This window comes from Streptomyces sp. NPDC048636 (genome assembly GCF_040650655.1).
GTDB lineage: Bacteria > Actinomycetota > Actinomycetes > Streptomycetales > Streptomycetaceae > Streptomyces.
The window spans coordinates 1-18,913 of sequence record NZ_JBEZHR010000016.1; the positions used below are offsets into that span (position 1 = coordinate 1).

Consider the following 18,913-nt stretch of genomic DNA (forward strand, 5'->3'; position numbering starts at 1 on the left):
GAGTACGCCCAGTACGCGGGTCAGGCTCCGCCTTGCGATGCACCGCATCCGACGCCGCGGCCTGATCCGCGAAGATCCAAACGACACGACCTAGGTCAACGGCCCCGGGGCCGGGGACGGATCCGGGACCGGATCGGGGCCGGGCGGATGGGGCACCGGGTCCGGGGACGGTCCCGGCGGCGGCCCCGGTGTGGGGCTCGGCGGCGGGCTGGGCGGCGGAGTGGGGACCGGGTCGGGCGGCGGTCCCGGCGGCGGGCCGGGCACCGGTCCCGGTGCGGGACCCGGCTCCGGGCCGCCCGGACCGGGTGATGGAGTGGGCGACGGCGGCCCGGGGTCACGCAGCCCCGGGTGCGGGGGAATCGGGTCGGTCTGCCGTGCCACGGTGTCCTCCCAAAAGTCGTACGACAGTGGCCACGTCATCTGTGGGGCGGGTGCCCCATGCCCTGCCGTCCACGCATGGCCCCACGCCGTACACGGAAAACTCACCCGCGCGATGGACCCGGCGCCCCGGGCGTCGCCCTCGTCGTGCGACCCCGATCCCGAATCCGGAAGTCCGGACCTGCGCTCATCTTCACCCTATCTGCTACGGCTTGCCGGTGATCAGATGAATTCCCATTGTCCGGGCGTTCTCCACCGCATTTGTCCCTGTGTCCGACCGCGGGCGGCGGTCGCGCGAACGGCAGGTCGAGCCGCGGGACCGGATCGCCGAACTCGGCCCGTATGAGGGGCTGGTGCGCTGACCCGGAGCTTTCGTTGGCTCCGTTGGGCGACCCTGTTTCGTCATGGCCCTGACACAGAACCTCTTCATATCGTTCACCATCGTACGATCGTGTGTCTGACACGCTTTCGGGGATCGAACAACGGTCGTAAATTGGGAAAGGACACCCACCCGTGCACGTCACCCCCCACCGATGGAAAGCACTGGCCCTGTTGGCCGGTGTCGCCACCATCGCCGTCACGGCACAGGCTCCGGCAACCGCCCAGGTCACGGCGGTCTCCACGCCGTACGACGACACCTACTACAAGGACGCGATCGGCAAGACCGGCGATCCCCTGAAGGACGCCCTGCACACGATCATCAGCACCGACGTCACCAAGCTGTCGTACGACGAGGTCTGGGACGCCCTCAAGAAGACCGACGAGGACCCGGACAACTCCTCGAATGTGATCCTGCTCTACACCGGGACTTCACAGAGCAAGGAGGCGAACGGTTCCGGACCCGACCAGTGGAACCGTGAGCACGTCTGGGCCAAGTCGCACGGCGACTTCGGCACCGCGACCGGCCCCGGGACCGATGTCCACCATCTGCGTCCGGCCAATGTGACCGTCAACAGCATCCGTGGCAACAAGGACTTCGACGAGGGCGGCTCCGAGGTCGAGGGAGCGCCCGGCAACCGCACCGACGACGACTCCTTCGAGCCGCGGGACCAGGTCAAGGGCGATGTGGCCCGGATGGTCCTCTACATGTCCGTGCGCTACGAGGGCGACGACGACTTCCCCGACCTGGAGGTCAACGACAAGGCGGGCAACGGCAGCCAGCCCAACCTCGGGCGGCTGTCGGTGCTGAAGAAGTGGAACGACGAGGACCCGCCGGACGCCTTCGAGAAGCACCGAAACGACGTCATCTTCGACACCATCCAGCACAACCGCAACCCGTTCGTCGACCACCCGGAGTGGGTGGGCGAGATCTGGAAGTGAGGCAGCCGCTCACGCCTCCTCCGCGCCGACGGCCCCGCCGTCGGCGCGGAGCGGTACCGGGTCCGTGCTCCGGACCGCCGCCAGCAGTTCGGCGGTGGAGCCGGGGCGGGCCCGGAGCGAGGGCAGCAGCAGCGTCCACAGATCGGTCAGATGGTCCTCGACCAGCCGCCGGCCGTCCAGCGCCTCCGAGACGGTGTGCAGTCCGAAGAAGGCGCACACCACGGTCCGGGCCGCGGCCTGCGGCTCGACATGGGCGGCGAGCTCGCCCTCGGAATGGGCCTGCTCCAGCATCTTTCCCACCGCGTCGATCCAGCCCACGAAGGGCGGTGGAAGCGGTGCCTCGATCAGGGTGCGCTCCGTCCACAGCCGGGCTCCCGCCCGCACCACGATGTCATCGCGGAAGGCACGCGCCACCGCGAAGCTGAGCCGGACAAGTTGTTCCAGCGCGGGGGCGGCAATGGCGGTGTGCTGTGCGATCAGCGCCGGCCAGGTGGCGAAGTGCTCCTCCACCACGGCGAGTGCGAGCCTTTCCTTGCTCGTGTAGTGGAAATACATGGCGCCGCTGGTGTGCCCGGAGCGGTGGGTGATGTCACTGATGCTCGTTCCGGCGTATCCCCGTTCATTGAAGAGGGATGCGGCCGCCTCGAGAAGAGATCGGCGCGTCTGCTCGGCCCGCTCTTGCACGTGTTCGCCGTCCTTCATCAGCAGCTTCGGGTACGGATCGAACTTAGCGGAATTCCGCCTCACCATGGAGATGAGGCGAGACAGGTCAAACATTATTAGTATTTTATAGTGATCGTTCGTGAGGCTCGCGGCCTTTCGGAGCCGTCCGGTACCACCGGGCGGCCGCTCAGTTGGTCCCGCACCGTGGAGCGCGAGGCCGTGCACCGGGTCTCGGTGGCCGAGGTGCTGCTCACCGACGTCCGTACGCTGGGTGACAACCGCTTCGTGGCCGCCGCCCAGTGGCCCCGCTCCCATCCGACCTTCCCGCACGGCGGGGACGGCAGACACCATCCGCTGATGATCGCGGAAACCCTGCGGGAGCTGGGCATCTACCTCCCCACCCGGTACTACGCGGTGCCCGCGGGCGCGCACTTCCTGATCCGCGACCTGTTCTACCGGCTCGACCCCGAGGCCGAGCCGCGCGCGCCGCACGGCGCCACCGACATCACCTGCCACGCCGCCGTCACGGACCTCCGCACCACACCCTGTGGGCAGTTCGTGTCCGGGATGCGGCTGGATATCGCCCTCTCCGCGAGCGGCAGACGGTTCGCCTGGGCCGGGGGCACCGCGCGCTTCCTCGACGGCACCTCCTACGCGGAGACCCGCTCGGCGGCCTCGGGACAGACCGCACGCCGCAGACTGCGGGCCGCGGTCCGGCCCTCCCCGGGTCAACTGGGCGTTCCCGCCGCCCGGGACGTGCTGGTGGTCCAGGACGGGGGAGTGGTGTACCTGGATCCCGCCGACTCCCGCCACCCGTTCTTCTACGACCACTGGAGCGACCATGTGCCGGGCCTGGTCCTGCTGGAGAGCGCCCGGCAGGCCGCCGCGCTGGCCACCGACGGGACGCTGATCCGGCCCGTCGCCTGCCGGCTGAAGGCGATCACCTTCACCGAGTCCTATCCGCCTCCCGTGGTCGAGTGCACCTCCCACGGCAGGACCTGCGTCTTCCGGTTGCGCCAGGCGGAGATCTGCACGGCGGTCGGAGTGCTCCAGTACCTCTGACCGCACCTGTGTCGTACGTCTGACCGTCAAACGCCCTGTGCGACGAACGCGTTGAGTGACGAACGCGCGCGGCGGCGAACAAACCGCCGACAGTGCGTGATCCCTTGCTTACTCCGGGTCATCCAATTAACGTAGTGATCGTTATGTTTCGGGCAGGCGGATTCTCCGTCTGTACGGCCTCCCATGCCGCGTACGCGAAAAGGCGCTCGGGCATCGGACAGCAGCGGTCAACGCATTCGCGCATCGAGCCGCCAGGAAATCCACTGCGCTGCTCCCCGCAGGTACAGGCACCCCCTGCGCCGATTCCTCCACCTCCCATGGAACGGCAGGCAGATGACAGCCGAAAAGCTCCTCGCATGGACCCCAGCCGCCATCGTCTTCGACTGCGACGGGACCCTCATGGATTCCGAACGGCACTGGGAGGAGGCGCGTGAAATGGTGCTCAGAGAGCACGGCACCGCCCCCACCGAAGAATTCGCCCAGCGCACCAAGGGACTCCACTACACCGAATGCGGCCGTATGCTGGCCGAATTCGCGGGCCACCCCGAGCTCGCCGAGCAGATGACCGCCCAACTGCTCGACGCCTTCCGCACCCTGGTGGCCGAGAACCCGGTCACCATGCCCGGTGCGCCGGAACTGGTGGAGAAGGCCGCGGCGTTCGCACCGCTGGCCATCGCCAGCAACTGTCCGCGTGACGTGGTCGAGGACGGGCTCGCCAAGGCCGGACTGCTGCGCCACTTCGGCCATGTGCTGGTCCCGGAGGGCGAGATGCGGCCCAAACCGTATCCCGACGTCTATCTGGAGGCCGCCCGTCTCTGCGGTGCGGCCCCGGGCGACACCCTCGCGGTGGAGGACTCCCACTGTGGATTTCTCTCCGCCTCACGCGCCGGGCTGAGAGTCCTCGGAGTCGGCCCGCGGCAGCCGGTGGACGAACGCCCCCCGGTGGACCTGTGGGTGGACACCCTGGCCGACCCCGATCTGGTCAGATGGGCCGAGACGAGGGTGGCATGACCAGCTGAAACGCTTCGCCACCCGGTGCCACCTGGTCGGCGGCGCGGTTCACATCCCGTCCATCCCGTCCATCCCGTCGTGCGAACCGGAGTCACCGTGCGATCCGGACCCGCCCTTGGAGTGGGAGTCGTCCTTGGAGCCGGAGCCGCCGTGTGAACCCGAGTCTCCGTGTGAGCCTCCGTGGGACATGGACATCCCGTGCTCGATGGCCCCGCCGATCTTCTCCCGCAGGGGCTTGAGCGAGCCGGTGGACAGACCCGTCACCGACCAGCGCTTGCCGACCAGGTAGGTGCCCCCGTAGTCCTTGGACGTCGACAGCCAGTCGTCCTGGCCCTTCTCGGAGGCGAAGGTGACCATCGTGTACCGGTTCTTGCCCGAGGTGCAGGCACCCTGCCGCAGCTCCTCCGCCTCGGTGATGACCTTCGCCTTGCAGCCGATGGCGTCGGCGATTCCGGTCAGCTGGGCGGGTTTGCCGGGTTTGCCGAACTCCTTGGCGGAAGGGGCCGCCTTCTCCCGCGGATGCTTCATGGCGTCGTGCGCCTCGCTGCTCCCGGCGCAGCCGCCCAGGAACAGCAGAGCCGCGCACAGCGCGGTGGCTCGGAGTGCGGGTGACACTACAACCTCCCGTTGAGGGTCCGGCGGGGGCCCGGGTCCTCTGCGGCCTCGGGCCCCCCGCTGCGGTGACCGTATTGCTTCTTACTGCGCCGCGGCGGCGCCCGCCTTCTTGCCCTGGTCGGTGACGGCGAACCACTGGCCGGCCTTGCCCTGACCGTTGATGTCGCCCGGCTTGGTGTCACCGGTGAAGGTGTAGAGCAGCCAGCAGTCGAAGGCGGCCTGCTTGCTGCCGTCGGGACGGGTGAAGGAGGTGACCTTCGAGGCGTTCAGCCCGGCGACCTTGGAGGTGTTCACGGCCTTGACCGGCTTCCAGGTGTCCAGGCAGGCGCCGAGGCAGCCGGTCTTCATCGGCCAGGCGCTGTCCTTGTTGAACCGGTAGACCGTCATGCCCTTCCCGTCCACGACGATCTTGCCGAGCTTGGCGTTGTTGTTCACCATCAGCTGGAGGCTCTCGTCCGTACCCGTGGCCTTCTTACCGGCCGGCTTGCCGTCGGGTGCCAGCGCGTTCCAGGTGCCGCCCACGCCGTGGCCCTTGGTGTCGCCCGCCTTGGTGTCACCCGCGTAACGGTAAACCGGCCAGCCCTCGAGTGTCAGCTGCTTGGTGCCGTCGGAACGGGTGACCGAGCCCAGCTTGGACTTGTCGATCCCGGTACCGGCCTTGGCGGCGCTGGCGGGCACCGGCGGCCACTTGGTGGCACAGGCGTCGTTGCAGTTGGACTTGGCGGGCTTGGCGGTGTCCTCGTCGAACCGGTAGAGCGTCCAGCCCTTTGCATCCGTGACGATTTCGCCCAGCTTGGCGTCCTTCTTGGCGGTGAGCTCCTTGGCCGCGCCGGAGTTGCCGGTGTCGCCGGAGCCCGCGGCCGCGCCGGTGTCGCCGCCCGCCTGGTAGCCACCCGCCGCACCGGAGGACGCACCGGCCGCGCCGGGGGTCGAGCCCGATCCCACGTTCTGGGCACCGCCGGCGGGCTGGACATTGGAGCTCTGGGCGGAGTCCTTGCTTGCGCCACACGCCGCCGTCAGCAGAACCATCGCGACGGACACTCCGGCGAATGCGATCTGACGTCGCTTCTCCATGACCATTCCTCTGCAATCTCTCTCGGTCCGGCGGTGTTCGCGCCGACGCCATGTGCATACGGAGCCGGTGCCGAGCGACGTTCAGCGGACCCGGAATTTGTCATCTGAGGCAAAAAACGCGGGATCCTCGAGCGCACAGCAGTCGACGGCCGTTTCTCACGGCCGTCGGTGGGTGGTGGGGTACGCGGGGTGGCTATTCCTCGATGCGCAGCGCCAGCGCCGGGCAGCGCCGGACCGCACGGACCGCCTGGGCCCGCAGCTGACGTGGCACATCCATCTTCGCCGAGGCGGGATAGCCGTCGATGCCCAGCTGGAGCACATCGGGGATGATGTCCGCGCAGAGCCCGTGGCCCTGGCAGAGCGACCAGTCCACGATGAGCTGCTCCATCCGTCCCCGCGGCTCCCGTTCGCGCCGGGGCTCGGCCGCGGACGGGCCCGGGGGCAATGCCAGCGGCTGGGAGTCCTCGGGCAGCGGAAGCACACCGAGGGTCGGCCGGCCGCAGCCCATCCCCAGCGCGTGGGACTCGATCTCCTCCGGGAAGGCGTCCAGCGCGGTGGTCACAAAACCGGCCGTACCGTCGGGGTGGCTACAGGCCCCCCGCTTCTTCACCGAGTTGATGAAGGCGCGCACATTGTCGATGGCGGTCTGGCCGCCACCGCGTTCCACCTGGCCCAGCGCGTCCGCGAGCGCGGGCAGCCCGATGAAGCAGGGCCCGCACTGACCTGCCGTCTCCGCGGCCAGCCAGCGCGTCACCCGGGCGGTCTCACCCAGCGGGCAGGTGTCCTCGGGGATCGGCAGCACCGCTCCGGCACCCAGCCGGGCGCCGTGCTTCTTCATGGACTCGCGGGAGATGGTGGTGGCGTTGATGCTGTTCGGGTCCAGCCACTTGCCGTGGTACCCGCCGACCAGAACGCCCTGGCCGGGGGTGAGGTTGCACAGCTCCAGGATGTAGGTCAGCGGCACCCCGGTGGGGGTTTCCATGACGAACTTTCCCGCCACCGTCAGCAGGGTGGTGCCCGGTTCGGTGGGCAGCCCCACCGAGCGGTACGGCAGGGCGCCCATCCGCGCCGCCACGGCGAGCTGGGCGAAGGTCTCGGTGTTGGAGAGCAGGGTGGGCAGCCCCCCGAGCCCGCTGTCACTGGTGCGGATCTTCCGGCCGTTGGGAATGGCCGGGGCGCCACTGATGCCGTTGATGACGGCACCGCCCTCACCGGCGACAAAGCGGTCCGGGGTGCGGGAGACCCGCAGCCGGGGCCCGCTCGGGCCACGTTCGGCGATGGCGGTGGCGATCGACTCCTCGACATCCGGCCGGTGCACCGCGATGCACACCTCCTCGGAGCCGATCGCCTCGGCCGCCAGCATGGCGCCGTCGATGACCAGGTGCGGAGTGTGCAGCAGCAGTGCGGTGTCCTTCAGACAGCTGGGCTCGCCCTCACTGCCGTTGACCACGACGGCGCTGCGGCCGTCCCGCGCGTACGCCGACTCGATGACGGCGGTGAGCTTCCTGGCGAACGGGAATCCCGCGCCACCACGGCCGCGCAGGTCGATGTTCTCCGCGAGGGCCACCAGTTCATCGGCGCGCAGAGCGGGCATCTGCCCGTGCACCGTCAGATGGCCGACGCGGTCCAGCCGGTACGCCTCGTCCAGCCCGGCGAGCAGCCGGGGCGGATCAATGCAGGCCAGCCGGGGCTTTGCTGTGATCACCGGCCCCACCCGCGGGAAGCGCCGAGCGGCTCATCGTTCTGCCGGTCGGGCTCCGCGGAGCGCGGACGGGGTACGCCCGGCGTGGTCCGTCCATCCTGCCGACCGAGAGCGGGGGGATTCCTCACCTCGATGCCGTCCGTCCTCTCACCGTGCCGAGCCCGCCGGGAAGCGAGCCGGATCCACAACGCGACCGCCACACCGGCCAGGGCCATGACATATCCCGCCGTGGCCCAGTCCTTGGCCGCACGTCCTGCCTTGAGGCCGTGGATCAGCGCGGCACACCACGCCGGGTACGCGGCCACATGCAGCACCCGCCACCAACGGTAGCGCCAGCGCGACTTGCCGGTGGAGGCGAAGGCACTGCGCACCGCTCCGGTCACCGCCGCCGTCGTGAAGAGATACGCGGCGATGGTTCCAAGGCCGATGAGCACAGGCCGATTTGCGTCAGCGAACGGTATCACGATGGCCGCGGCGGGCGTGTGGCTCTCCGCCACCTTCACCCAGACATGGAGGGCGAGGAAGCACAAACCCCCGACGGCGGCGGCCCGGTGGACACCCTGGGCGATCAGCCGGTGGTTGCTGCGCAGCAGCAGCTGGTCGGTGGCCGCGAGCCCCCACAGCACCGCCGCGGTGAGCGAGACCAGAGCGAGCACACCCGCCCCGAAGTCCAGAAAAGCCCAGGTCTTCGTGAAGGCGCCCACGTTGTTCGCCACAACGAGGGACAACAACACCGCCGCACCGATAGCGTAGAGACGAAGGTGCCGGGACTGGCCACCGCCAGGCCGGGCACGCGTCCGAGACCGTCGGTCGGCTCGTCGGCCGCCGGGTGCTCCGAGGGCTCCCGCGGGAACCGATCCGGTGTGACGTCCCCTTCGGCGCGGCCCCTGGGAGCGGGGAGTCGGCATCTGGGACATGGACATGGAGCCTCCCGATCGCGCGGATTCGCGCGGGTGACGAGATACGTCAAAGTCGTCTTGGGGTCAGCAGCTTCTCGGAACTACACGTGATCTCCATAAGATTTGTCGTAACGTGACAACTTCTTGTGGAGAAACCGTGCCCACACCGTCTCCTGTCGATCCGTTGCCATCTCCATGGTAAAGAAACGGCAAAATGCCGGGACCGAAGGGGGTGGGGGTCCTCTATGACGTAGCGGAGGACCCTCGACTCCCTATCCGGACTGGACGAACCGGAGACGGAGGCAACCTCCACGGGCCTGACCGACCCCCCAACGGCCAGGCCCTCCCCCCGGCAAGAACGAGGTAATGATGGGCGAACTCGTGAATCGCATGTGGTCCCGCCCCCGTGGCGAGTGGACCCGCGTTCTGCGCAATGAACTCCCGTCCCTGGCCGACGAGGTGGTTGAGACCCTTCGGCACAGACTCCCGGGATTCTCCGAACTCCTGGAGGACTCTGAGCGAGAGAAGGTCCGATGGGGAGTCGAGCAGGCTCTCCTGACCGCACTGGGCTACCGGAAGACCGGCGAGGAAGGGACCGGGGAACTGGTCGCCTCCGCACCGGTCCACCCCAGTGACGAACGGATGGCGGAGGTACCCCCCGAGCGGGCCCGCCGCGAGCTGTTCGAGGCCCTCACCGGCGAAGTGGCGGTCCCCGAACGGACCCTGGCGGAGCTTTCGCGGGCCGCCCGCTGGCCGCTCCCCGAAACCGTCCAGGCCATCGCCCTGCCCACTCCGGGCGAGGCGCCGCAACTGGCCGCCGTGCTGGGAGACACCCTCATCGGCGCGGTCGGCGACGAGCTGTGCCTGCTGATCCCGGACCCCGACGCGGACACCGATCCCGTGCCGGACACTGCCGCCGACCGGATTCCGGACGGCGAGCGGGACCCGGACCGGGAACCGCCCGTGGACCCCGGCACACGTGGCGCGCTGGAAACCGCGCTGCGCGGCCGCACCGCCGCGGTCGGCCATGTGGTGCCGCTCAACGACGCGGCGTCCTCGGTGCGCTGGGCGCGGAAGCTGCTGACCATGGCCCCCGCGCGCAGTGGCCCCGAGGCCCGGGTGCTCTTCGTCGACGACCACCTGTCGATGCTGCTGCTGCTCCAGGACGAGTCGCTGGTCCGGGCGCTGGCCTCGCGGTGGCTCAAACCGCTGGTCGGGCTGACACCCCGGCAGAGCGAACGGCTCCAGATGACCCTGCTGGCGTGGCTCGAGGGCGGTGGCGCGCCGGAGGCGGCGAAGGCGCTCAAAGTGCATCCGCAGACCGTGCGATACCGCCTGCGGCAGATAGAGAAGCTCTTCGGTCCGGGGCTGCGGGATCCGCGCATACGCTTCGAGCTGGAGATGGCGTTGCGCGGGCGGCGGCTGATGGCCCAGATGGACCGGATACGCCGGCATGCCTCACGGGTGGGTCGCAGGACCCGGACCGGTGCGGCCCCCGGGATCCGGCCGCTCGGAATCGCCAGGGAGGCCCGCGTCAACGGACTGTGAGCCGGGTGGTCGCTGTGCCGACCACCACACCGGAACTGCCGGCCGCGTCATGCGGTCGGCAGTTTTGTGTGGGGAGGTCCAGCGCGGCGGCCATCTGTCGAAGTTTGTCTGCCGACGCGGCTGTTTCGGGTGTTTGGCAGGTCAGTGCCGAGCACCCAGGGGCGGCCCGACCGGGGCCGCGGTGCGCATCGCGGCGTTGAGCCCGAGCAGTTCGTTGTACGCGTGGGCGCAGAAGGCACAGGACGCCAGATGCCGGGCGAGCGCGTGGCCACGGACCCCGCCACGTCGCACCGAAGCGCCGATCATCGCGCTGAAGTGGCGGCACCGGTCGTCCCGCGCGGACTCCAGATGTGCCTGGAGGTAGGACTCGCGCAGCCCCTCCCTGGCCCGGAAGGCAAGTGAGGTGACACCACTGGGGGAAATCCCCAGCACGGTGGCCACCTGGTGCGGGGTATCGTCCTCGACGATGGTCAGCCACAGCACGGTCTGCCAGCGTTCGGGCAGTCTGCGGAAACTGCGGATGAGCAACTGGCGGTTCTCCCTGGCCACCAGGTGCTGCTGTGGGTCGGCCGAGGACGCGAGCTGCCGCCAGGACGCGAAGTCGGCCGTGAGCAGGATCTGCCGTTCCCCGGCACTCCACTCGACCGCGGTGTGGCGCACCACCGTCAGCAGGTACGGCCGCCAGGGCCCGCGCGGTCCGCCACCGGCCCGAACCGCCTGGAAGGTGCGGATGAACGCTTCGGAAGCCAGGTCCTCCGCGTCATGGAGGGCGCGGCAGCAGGTCCGGGCGTACGACAGGGTGGCCGCGTGGTGGCGGCGGTAGAGCATTTCGCCCGCGGCCGGGCTGGTGGTGCCCGAGCGGTAGCCCTCCAGCAGCAACCGGGTCAGCTCCGGGTCGGAGAGGGAGCGGACCGGGCGGTCGGTATGTCCAGGACCCACTGATCCGGGATGTTCCACGGCGCGAGGATCCGACGGTCCGGCCGTCTGGTGGGTGGTCGCAGCGCGGCGCGCGCCGACCTGGTGGCCGACGCGCGCCATGGGGATCTCGTGTGTCATCAATTGCACTTTTGGCCGTTGTTGATGCAGTCCACCGCCTTGTTCATCAGGTCGTCCGGCATGACGTTGATGAAGTCGTCGTGGTCGGTGATGGGCTTGTGCAACTGCTCCGGGAAGCCATCCAGGGCGAACGGAGTGTTGGCGGGTACATCGTAGGTGATGGTGTTCACCAGCTTGGGGATGGCCTGGAAACCGTTGGGGCAGGAGCCGTCCTCGTTGGCGAAGGCCACGTGGTCACGGTGGTTGGCGCTGTCGATGTTCTGGCCGTCCCAGCAGCTCTGGAAGTCGAAGGTGCGCGTCAGCGAGCTGCCCTCGGGGCAGAGCGGGTACTTGTCGGTCAGCTGCCGGTCCTCGAAGCCGGTGCAGCTCCAGGAGGCGTTGGCGTTCTTGTCGCCGTTGGTGAACGCCTTGGCGTCACCGGTGATGATGCGCAGGAACTTCGGCATCGCCACGACCTTGTTCTGCGGGTTGCCCTGGAACTCGATGGTGGAGCTCTTGGGCGTCAGGATGGTGCCGACATTGCCCTCCTGGCCACCGCCGAGGTCATTGGCGTCCGCTTCGTCCTTGCCGTCCTGAGCGCGTACCACGGGCCAGTAATAGGTCGACTTGTCGCCGTTGCTGCAAGAAGTCCCGGCCTGCTCGAAGGTCTGGTTGTTGGCGAACGCGTCGTTGCTGTCGTTGCCCACGTAGTCGTGCGTGTGGTGTGCGCCGTTGCCCACACCGGGCGCGACGATCACGTTGTCGCTGTTGCGGAGGTCCGCGTCGCCGACGCCGCACTCCGAGGTGAACGTACCGTCGGAGCCGTTCTGCTGGGTCTGGGGCTCGTCCTGGACGTTCGGCTGCACCTGGGTGATGTCGACGAAGTCGTCCTGCGACGGGCCGTTGCCCGCCTGGCCGCCGGCGTTGCCGGGCACCTCATTGGCGCCCTCGCCACCTTGCTGGTCGCCACCCTGCTGGTCGCCGCCACCTTGCTGGTCGCCGCCACCCTGCTGCTGGCCGTCGCCCTGCTGGTCGTTCTGGCCGTCGCCCTGCTGCTGGCCGTCGCCCTGCTGGTCGTTCTGGTCACCGCCGTTGTTGGCCTGCTGCATCTGGCAGTTGTTCATCGAGTCCAGGTCGTCGGGGCGCTGCCCCTGCTCGTCCATGGCGTCCCCGATGTTGTCGAGGGTTTCCCCCCGCTCCCGCTCCAGCGAGGAGAGCACCGTGTCGTTGGACGCCCCGCCCTCGGACATCCGCTGGTACGCCTTGGCCACCTGGGAGTCGAGCTCGGCGAGGTTCTTGTCGACCGCGGGCTGTGCCTTGCGCGGCACGGACGACAGCTGTTGGCCCACATCGGGGCAGCGGATCGTCCAGGATCCGGCGGACACCGTGCGGTTCTGGCCGGAGTCGTTGTTGTCGCCGCTGGCGGACGCGTTCGCCGCGATGATCGCGGCTCCACCGCCGCCCAGTGCCAGCGCGGCGACGATGGCGACCGTTTTGTTCGAGAACCTGCCGCGCTTGTGGGTCTGTTGCCTCATGAGATCACTTCACTTAGTTGTTGAGGGCGTCGAAGTCGACGAGCCCGGTGTTCTCGAGGACCGTGATGTGGTCGAGAACGATGGTGTTGGCCCGGGTGGCCAGTGATCGCACCATGGAGTTCTCGCTCTGTGCCCGGATCTGGGCGACGAGCGAGAACACCTTCCCGTGTGCCGCGCGGAGCCGGTTGGCGAAGACACGCTCGAACTCGGCGCTGCTGGACGCGTTGTTCATCTCATTGAGCCAGCCCTGCTGCTGCTCGTTGGGCTGACTGGGCAGATCGACCCCCAGCGCCCGGCCCACCTCGTTCACCCGGCGGTCGAGCTCGGTGTGGCCCTCGATGAGGTGCTCACCAGCGGTCTTCACCGAGTCCCGGGTGCCGCGCTCCTGCGCCTCCCGTCCCGAGGGAAGCTCCCAGAGCCCGGCGAGCTTCACCTTGCGGACGAAGTCCCGGTCCAGGGCGGTGAGTGGGCCGTACTGGGTGCTGACCGTGCCCTTGCCGTCGTCAATGACCCCGGGGGGCAGTGACGTAGCGGCGCTGCTCTCGCCGAACAGCTGAACAGGGACGAGGATCGCCGCGAGTGTCATGGCGAGTGCCCCAATGATGAGGCCGGTGCCGATGGTACGGCCAGATGCGATGGATCTGCTGACGATTGCTGATCGCACAGCGCCCTCCTTGCTTCGGAGTGACACCGGACGCTAGTACCTGGTGTGGCCCGGACGTGGAGACCTCATCACTAACCAATAAACCCGGGACAACCATCGCTACCGACTGGTACTCTGCGCGGCTCAACTTCGGCCGCCACCTTCGTGGCGTTGCCAGAAGTTTTTTCCTCCGCGTTGAGCACCTCGTCGGCGGCGTCCGTATGACAGGGAGAAGCCGTCCCCGTCCGAAGGGCATCTGTGATGCGAACAGCGGCATGGATCTCCGAACTGTTACCCCCGCGGGCCGGAGTCCGCTCCCCTCCGGCCCGCCAATACGCGTGTGTCCTCGTCAACCACCCAAGCTGACCCCTCGGTTCCGATGGTCCGGATCCCCTGTGGCCGGGCCCCGTCATCCGGTGTCCCAGGAGGTGTCCCACTCGTCCAGGGCGTACTGGCTGTCCCCTATATGTGTCACGGCGTCTCCATGTGCCGGACATCGGCCCGCGGACCGTGTGTCGCACTCCCTCGGAAAGTGTGCGATCCACCGAGCCGTTCCGGTGCCGGCCCTGCCGCCACTCCCTGACCTGGTGCGTCTCCCCGTTCGGCGCGAAGGTAGCCTGTGCCGCGCACAGGCGCCCGGAAGGCCGGGCACAACGGTGAGGAGCGGCACATGGCGGGGGGCGAACGGCGCGGTACGGGGCCGGAGCCGAATCAGCGGGTGTGTCGGGAGCGGTGGGAGCGTTGTGCCCCTCTCTTCGACGGTCGCCCGCAGGTGGAGATCGCCAACGTCAAGCTGTTGCCGGACGAGGCCATCCAACTGGCCACCGCCTTCGGCTATCGCTATCTGCGCACCCGGGGTCAGAAGGCGGTCCGGTACCGGATCTTCGTACCGGACCCTGACCCGGCGGCGCGCCAGGAGGCGGTCGCACCCGGTAGTCCTGTCGAAGTGGTGGCCCGGCATCCGGCGTTCCACGGATCCAGTGCGCGGGCCGCCCGGAACCACGCCGAGATGATCCGGGGTGAGCGTAATCTCCCCAAGCTGATCCTGGTCCTCGTCTTCATGGTCTTCGGCATCGTCGCCATGGCGGTGCAGGCGGTGCGGACCGATGCCCATGTGTTGTTGGCTCCGATCGTGTTCTTCACCCTTCTGGTGACGGCGCTCCTGCTGATGCTCCGCAAGGGCCTGCGCAAACAGCGCGAACTGGAACAGCTGGCCGCCCGGCTGGCTCAGCGGTCCTGACCTCCAGGCGGATGGCCGGGCGGGGCCGAACGTCCTGTCCGTTTTCCGCCAGCGCCACGCCCCGGACCGGGGCACGGTGGACAGTGTGATGACGGAAGACGGTAAATACGAGGCCGTGCGTGGCCGCGATGCGCGGTTCGACGGGGAGTTCTTCTTCGCGGTGGCCACGACCGGTATCTACTGTCGTCCGAGCTGTCCCGCGACCACGCCGCGGCGGCGGAACGTGCGGTTCTTTCCCACGGCGGCGGCCGCGCAGGGTGAGGGGTTCCGGGCGTGCCGTCGCTGCCGCCCCGACGCCGTACCGGGTTCTGCCGCGTGGAACGCGCGTGCCGATGTGGTCGGCCGTGCGATGCGGATGATCGGTGACGGGGTGGTGGACCGCGAGGGTGTGGCGGGGCTGGCGGACCGGCTGGGCTACAGCGCCCGCCAGGTGCAGCGGCAGCTCAACGCCGAACTCGGCGCCGGACCCATCGCACTCGCCCGCGCCCAGCGCGCCCACACCGCCCGGGTCCTTCTCCAGACCACCCGGATGCAGACCGCGGAGATCGCCTTCGCCGCCGGATTCTCCAGCGTGCGCCAGTTCAACGACACCATCAAGGAGATCTACGCCATCACCCCGACCGGGCTGCGCGCCGCCCGGCCCGGCCACTCCTCGCGCTTCGGTCCGGTCGCACCGCGCTCGTTCTACGGCGGGGTGCCCCTGCGGCTGGCCTATCGCGGACCGTACGCCGCGGCCGACCTGTTCGACCAGCTCGCCCGTCATACCGTCCCCGGTGTGGAGGAGGTCATCGGCGCGCCCGGCGCCCGCACCTACCGGCGCACCCTGCGGCTGCCGCACGGCCATGGCATCGCCGAGGTCGACGAACGCCTCGGCGAAGGCGGCTGGCTGGAGTGCCGGTTGTGTCTGACCGAGCTACGCGATCTCACCACGGCCACCCAGCGGATGCGGCGGCTGTTCGACCTGGACGCCGATCCCTACGCGGTCGCCGAACACCTCGGCGCCGACCCGCTGTTGGCGCCCCTGGTGGCCGCCCGGCCGGGGCTGCGCTCCCCGGGCGCCGCCGATCCGCATGAACTGGCCGTCCGTGTCGTGCTCGGCAGACGGCTTCCGCCCGATGAGGCGCGGGCTCATGCCGCCGCCGTGGTCAGGGCGTACGGGCAGCCGCTGGCGAGCCCGAGCGGTGGGCTCAGCCATCTCTTCCCTCGTGCCGACACCCTGGCCGGGGTCTCGCTGGAAGAGGTGGAACTGCCCGGACCACGGCGTACCGCGCTGCGCGTGCTGGCCGTCGCGCTCGCGGGCGGTGTGGTGTCACTGGACGCCGGGGCCGACCGTGACCGGGCGGAGAAGGAACTGCTCAACCTCGACGGCATCGGACCGCGCACCGCCGGATATCTCCGGATGCGCGCGCTGGGCGACCCCGATGTGCTGCTTCTGCCCTCCGCGGTATCCGTGGCGCCGGAGGTGGCCGCGGGCTGGCGGCCCTGGCGCTCGTACGCCACCCACTATCTATGGGGTGACGCTGTCCGAGCGGGCGGTGCCCCGGGCGGTTCCGCCGGGTGATCACTGTTCTCCGGAGCCGGAGCCGGAGCCGGAGCCGGAGCCGGAGCCGTGCGAGCTGGTGTCCTCGATGGTGCCGCCGAACCGCTCGCGCATCTTCTCCATGTTCTTGCGTGGGGACGACGAGAGCACCCAGCGATTGCCGATGAGATACACCCCTCCGTACATCTGCGCCGTCTCCAGCCAGTCGCGCTGCCCCTTCGCTGTGACGAAGTCCAGCAGGAGGTACTTGCCACCAGAGGTCGTGCACACCGCCTGGCGGTAGTCGTCGACGTCGACGGTGAACTTCGGTGTGCAGCCGCCGATGGCCGAGGCCAGTTTCTCCACCGTCGCCGGTCGGGGAGTGGCTTTCGCGCTCGGCCGGTCCGTACCGTGCCGTGTGGTCTCCGTCGTGGCGTCCCCCGCCCCGCCGCCACCGCAGCCCGCGATCGTGAGCAGTCCGCATACGGCCGCCACCACCGGGGCCAGCCGCGGGCCGCGGCGGAACGGGGTGCGCCCGGCCCGGGTGGTGACCGTGGTGACCGGTCGGGGGGAAGCGTCCATGAGGGGCCCTCTCGTGGCGTGTCCGATTGGCGATCGCGTGGGCGGCGGTATGCGTACCACCCACGGATACGGACGCATGGGACGGAGTGTTCACCACGTCCGGCGGCGCCCGCACCGCCACCTGCGCGCGAGCGGACGGCGCGATGTGTGAACCCTTGACAGCCTGGGCGGATCCTGGATTACTGGTGCGCACTCTGACGTAAACCGAATGTTCGGTCGGTCCCTGAAGGCGGTGGAAAACAGGTGGCAGGCTCCATGAACGCGGCCGTCGGTCCGGCGGAGGCGATGTTCGCCGCGGACGAGGCGTCCCGCGGACTGGGCATCGAGTTGCTGAAGACCGGGGACGGCTCGGCGGTGCTCCGGATGACCGTGACGGCCTCGATGGTGAACGGACACGGCATCGCCCACGGCGGTTTCGTCTTCCTGCTCGCGGACACGGCGTTCGCCTGCGCGTGCAACAGCCATGGCCCGATGACCCTCGCCGCCGGTGCCGACATCACCTTCGTCGCCCCCGCCCGTGAGGGCGATGTGCTGGAGGCGACGGCCGAGGAGCGGACCAGGTACGGGCGCAGCGGTGTCTACGACGTGACGGTGCGCCGCGGCGACGAGGTGATCGCGGAGTTCCGTGGCCGCAGCCGCACCCTGGGCCGCCGGACCACCGAGCCGGTGGAGGGATCGTGACCGGCACACCACCACCCCCCGAACTGCTGGACGCCGCCGAGCGGATGGGCCGGGAGGAGCTCAGGGCCCTTCAGCTCACCCGGCTGCGCGCCACCTTGCGCCACGCGTACGACAATGTGGAGCTGTACCGCAAGAAGTTCCGCGAGGCCGGAGTGGTCCCGGAGGACTGCCGCACCCTGGAGGACCTGGCCCGTTTCCCCTTCACCACCAAGGCCGATCTACGGGACACCTATCCCTTCGGGATGTTCGCGGTGGACCAGAGCCGGGTGCGGCGCGTCCACGCCTCCAGCGGCACCACCGGCAGACCCACCGTCGTCGGCTACACCGAGAACGATCTGTCGATGTGGGCGGATGTGGTGGCCCGTTCGCTGCGCGCGGCGGGCGGCCGCCCCGGGCACAAGGTCCATGTCTCCTATGGCTACGGCCTGTTCACCGGTGGTCTCGGCGCGCACTACGGGGCCGAGCGGCTCGGCTGTACCGTCATTCCCGCCTCCGGTGGTATGACGGCACGTCAGGTGCAGATCATCCAGGACTTCAAGCCCGAGATCATCATGATCACGCCCTCCTATATGCTCACGCTCCTCGATGAGTTCGAGCGCCAGGGCGTGGATCCGCGGACCACCTCCCTCCAGGTCGGTGTCTTCGGTGCCGAACCGTGGACCGAGGAGATGCGCCGGGAGATCGAGGACCGCATGGACATCCACGCGGTGGACATATACGGGCTCTCCGAGGTGATCGGGCCCGGGGTGGCGCAGGAGTGCGTGGAGACCAAGGACGGTCTGCATGTATGGGAGGACCACTTCTACCCCGAAGTCGTCGACCCGCTCACCGATGAGGTGATGGCCGACGGCGAGGAGGGTGAACTCGCCTTCACCACACTCACCAAGGAGGCGCTGCCCGTCATCCGCTACCGCACCCGGGATCTCACCCGGCTGCTGCCCGGCACCGCCCGTCCCGCGTTCCGCCGTATCCAGAAGATCACCGGCCGTTGTGACGACATGCTCATCGTGCGCGGGGTGAATGTGTTCCCCAGTCAGATCGAGGAGATCGTGCTGCGGGTTCCGGCGGTGGCGCCGCACTTCCAGGTGGAGCTGACCCGGGCCGGCCGGATGGACCGGATGACGGTCCGTGTCGAGGCCCGCCCCGGAACCGCCGACGGGCAGCGTACGGCCGCCGCCGCGACGATCGCCCGGGGGATCAAGGACGGGGTCGGGGTCACCGCCGAGGTCGCGGTCGTGGATCCGGAGACCCTGGAGCGCTCCGTGGGCAAGATCCGCCGGGTCAGGGACCTGCGCGAGAAGTAGGGCCGGCGCGAGGAGGAGGGCCGCCGGGCGCGAGGGGTGCGCGCCCGGCGGGCCGGTCCGGCGGGCGCGGTACCGTATGAGAACGACAGTTCTCAGGTGAGG

17 protein-coding genes are annotated in these 18,913 nt (G+C 69.2%); 8 read left to right on the forward strand and 9 right to left on the reverse strand.

All coding sequences use genetic code 11. The features are described 5' to 3' along the window. Window positions 1–948: 948 nt before the first annotated feature. Window positions 949–1,698: an endonuclease gene (locus tag AB0C66_RS30675; RefSeq protein ID WP_362446211.1), complete on the forward strand. Its 750-nt coding sequence runs from the start codon at window positions 949–951 to the stop codon at window positions 1,696–1,698. A gap of 9 nt (window positions 1,699–1,707) precedes the next feature. On the opposite strand, the gene AB0C66_RS30680 is transcribed toward AB0C66_RS30675, so the two are convergent. Beyond that, window positions 1,708–2,400, reverse strand: coding sequence for a ScbR family autoregulator-binding transcription factor (locus AB0C66_RS30680; RefSeq protein WP_362446214.1), 693 nt, complete (start codon window positions 2,398–2,400; stop codon window positions 1,708–1,710). A gap of 90 nt (window positions 2,401–2,490) precedes the next feature. Between AB0C66_RS30680 and AB0C66_RS30685 the strand changes: the two genes are divergently transcribed. Both AB0C66_RS30685 and AB0C66_RS30690 read left to right on the forward strand, forming a co-directional pair. Next, on the forward strand, window positions 2,491–3,423 hold the full coding sequence (locus tag AB0C66_RS30685) for a ScbA/BarX family gamma-butyrolactone biosynthesis protein (protein ID WP_362445849.1): 933 nt from the start codon (window positions 2,491–2,493) through the stop codon (window positions 3,421–3,423). A 333-nt stretch (window positions 3,424–3,756) separates the two neighbouring features. Beyond that, the gene (locus tag AB0C66_RS30690; RefSeq protein WP_362445851.1) at window positions 3,757–4,434 is read left to right on the forward strand and encodes an HAD family phosphatase; all 678 of its coding nucleotides are present in this window, start codon (window positions 3,757–3,759) and stop codon (window positions 4,432–4,434) included. A gap of 48 nt (window positions 4,435–4,482) precedes the next feature. On the opposite strand, the gene AB0C66_RS30695 is transcribed toward AB0C66_RS30690, so the two are convergent. The 4 genes from AB0C66_RS30695 to AB0C66_RS30710 form a co-directional block, all read right to left on the reverse strand. After that, entirely contained in the window at window positions 4,483–5,049 is a 567-nt protein-coding gene (locus AB0C66_RS30695; RefSeq protein ID WP_362445854.1) for a hypothetical protein, read from the reverse strand. Between the two features lie 81 nt (window positions 5,050–5,130). After that, window positions 5,131–6,123 carry an SCO0930 family lipoprotein gene (locus tag AB0C66_RS30700; RefSeq protein ID WP_362445856.1) on the reverse strand — a complete coding sequence of 331 codons (993 nt, stop codon included), beginning with the start codon at window positions 6,121–6,123 and terminating at the stop codon, window positions 5,131–5,133. Between the two features lie 193 nt (window positions 6,124–6,316). Then, window positions 6,317–7,828, reverse strand: a complete 1,512-nt coding sequence (locus AB0C66_RS30705; protein ID WP_362445859.1) for an NADH-ubiquinone oxidoreductase-F iron-sulfur binding region domain-containing protein — start codon at window positions 7,826–7,828, stop codon at window positions 6,317–6,319. Beyond that, entirely contained in the window at window positions 7,825–8,541 is a 717-nt protein-coding gene (locus AB0C66_RS30710) for a hypothetical protein (RefSeq protein ID WP_362445862.1), read from the reverse strand. The genes AB0C66_RS30705 and AB0C66_RS30710 overlap by 4 nt, the downstream gene beginning before the upstream one ends. A 552-nt stretch (window positions 8,542–9,093) precedes the next feature. Here AB0C66_RS30710 and AB0C66_RS30715 point away from each other — a divergent pair. Continuing rightward, window positions 9,094–10,272, forward strand: a complete 1,179-nt coding sequence (locus tag AB0C66_RS30715; RefSeq protein ID WP_362445865.1) for a helix-turn-helix domain-containing protein — start codon at window positions 9,094–9,096, stop codon at window positions 10,270–10,272. Between the two features lie 141 nt (window positions 10,273–10,413). Here the strand turns inward: AB0C66_RS30715 and AB0C66_RS30720 are convergent, their stop codons facing one another. From AB0C66_RS30720 to AB0C66_RS30730, 3 genes are read right to left on the reverse strand one after another with little or no spacing between them, the layout of a single operon-like run. After that, window positions 10,414–11,328, reverse strand: a complete 915-nt coding sequence (locus AB0C66_RS30720; RefSeq protein ID WP_362445868.1) for a sigma-70 family RNA polymerase sigma factor — start codon at window positions 11,326–11,328, stop codon at window positions 10,414–10,416. Further along, window positions 11,328–12,842, reverse strand: a complete 1,515-nt coding sequence (locus tag AB0C66_RS30725; RefSeq protein ID WP_362445871.1) for a DUF1996 domain-containing protein — start codon at window positions 12,840–12,842, stop codon at window positions 11,328–11,330. Before AB0C66_RS30725 ends, AB0C66_RS30720 begins: the two co-directional genes overlap by 1 nt. 13 nt (window positions 12,843–12,855) lie before the next feature. Then, on the reverse strand, window positions 12,856–13,506 hold the full coding sequence (locus tag AB0C66_RS30730) for a DUF4142 domain-containing protein (protein WP_362445874.1): 651 nt from the start codon (window positions 13,504–13,506) through the stop codon (window positions 12,856–12,858). A 751-nt stretch (window positions 13,507–14,257) separates the two neighbouring features. Between AB0C66_RS30730 and AB0C66_RS30735 the strand changes: the two genes are divergently transcribed. Both AB0C66_RS30735 and AB0C66_RS30740 read left to right on the forward strand, forming a co-directional pair. After that, the gene (locus tag AB0C66_RS30735) at window positions 14,258–14,725 is read left to right on the forward strand and encodes a hypothetical protein (protein WP_362445877.1); all 468 of its coding nucleotides are present in this window, start codon (window positions 14,258–14,260) and stop codon (window positions 14,723–14,725) included. 88 nt (window positions 14,726–14,813) lie between these two features. Then, a complete protein-coding gene (locus tag AB0C66_RS30740) occupies window positions 14,814–16,286 on the forward strand; it encodes an AlkA N-terminal domain-containing protein (RefSeq protein WP_362446217.1) in 1,473 nt (490 codons plus the stop codon). On the opposite strand, the gene AB0C66_RS30745 is transcribed toward AB0C66_RS30740, so the two are convergent. Beyond that, window positions 16,287–16,826: a hypothetical protein gene (locus tag AB0C66_RS30745; RefSeq protein WP_362445880.1), complete on the reverse strand. Its 540-nt coding sequence runs from the start codon at window positions 16,824–16,826 to the stop codon at window positions 16,287–16,289. 255 nt (window positions 16,827–17,081) lie between these two features. Here AB0C66_RS30745 and paaI point away from each other — a divergent pair, with 255 nt between their 5' ends. Beyond that, entirely contained in the window at window positions 17,082–17,507 is a 426-nt protein-coding gene (gene paaI / locus AB0C66_RS30750; RefSeq protein ID WP_362445883.1) for a hydroxyphenylacetyl-CoA thioesterase PaaI, read from the forward strand. Window positions 17,508–17,551: 44 nt separating this feature from the next. Continuing rightward, entirely contained in the window at window positions 17,552–18,811 is a 1,260-nt protein-coding gene (gene paaK / locus AB0C66_RS30755; protein ID WP_362446220.1) for a phenylacetate--CoA ligase PaaK, read from the forward strand. The last annotated feature ends 102 nt before the right edge of the window (window positions 18,812–18,913 follow it).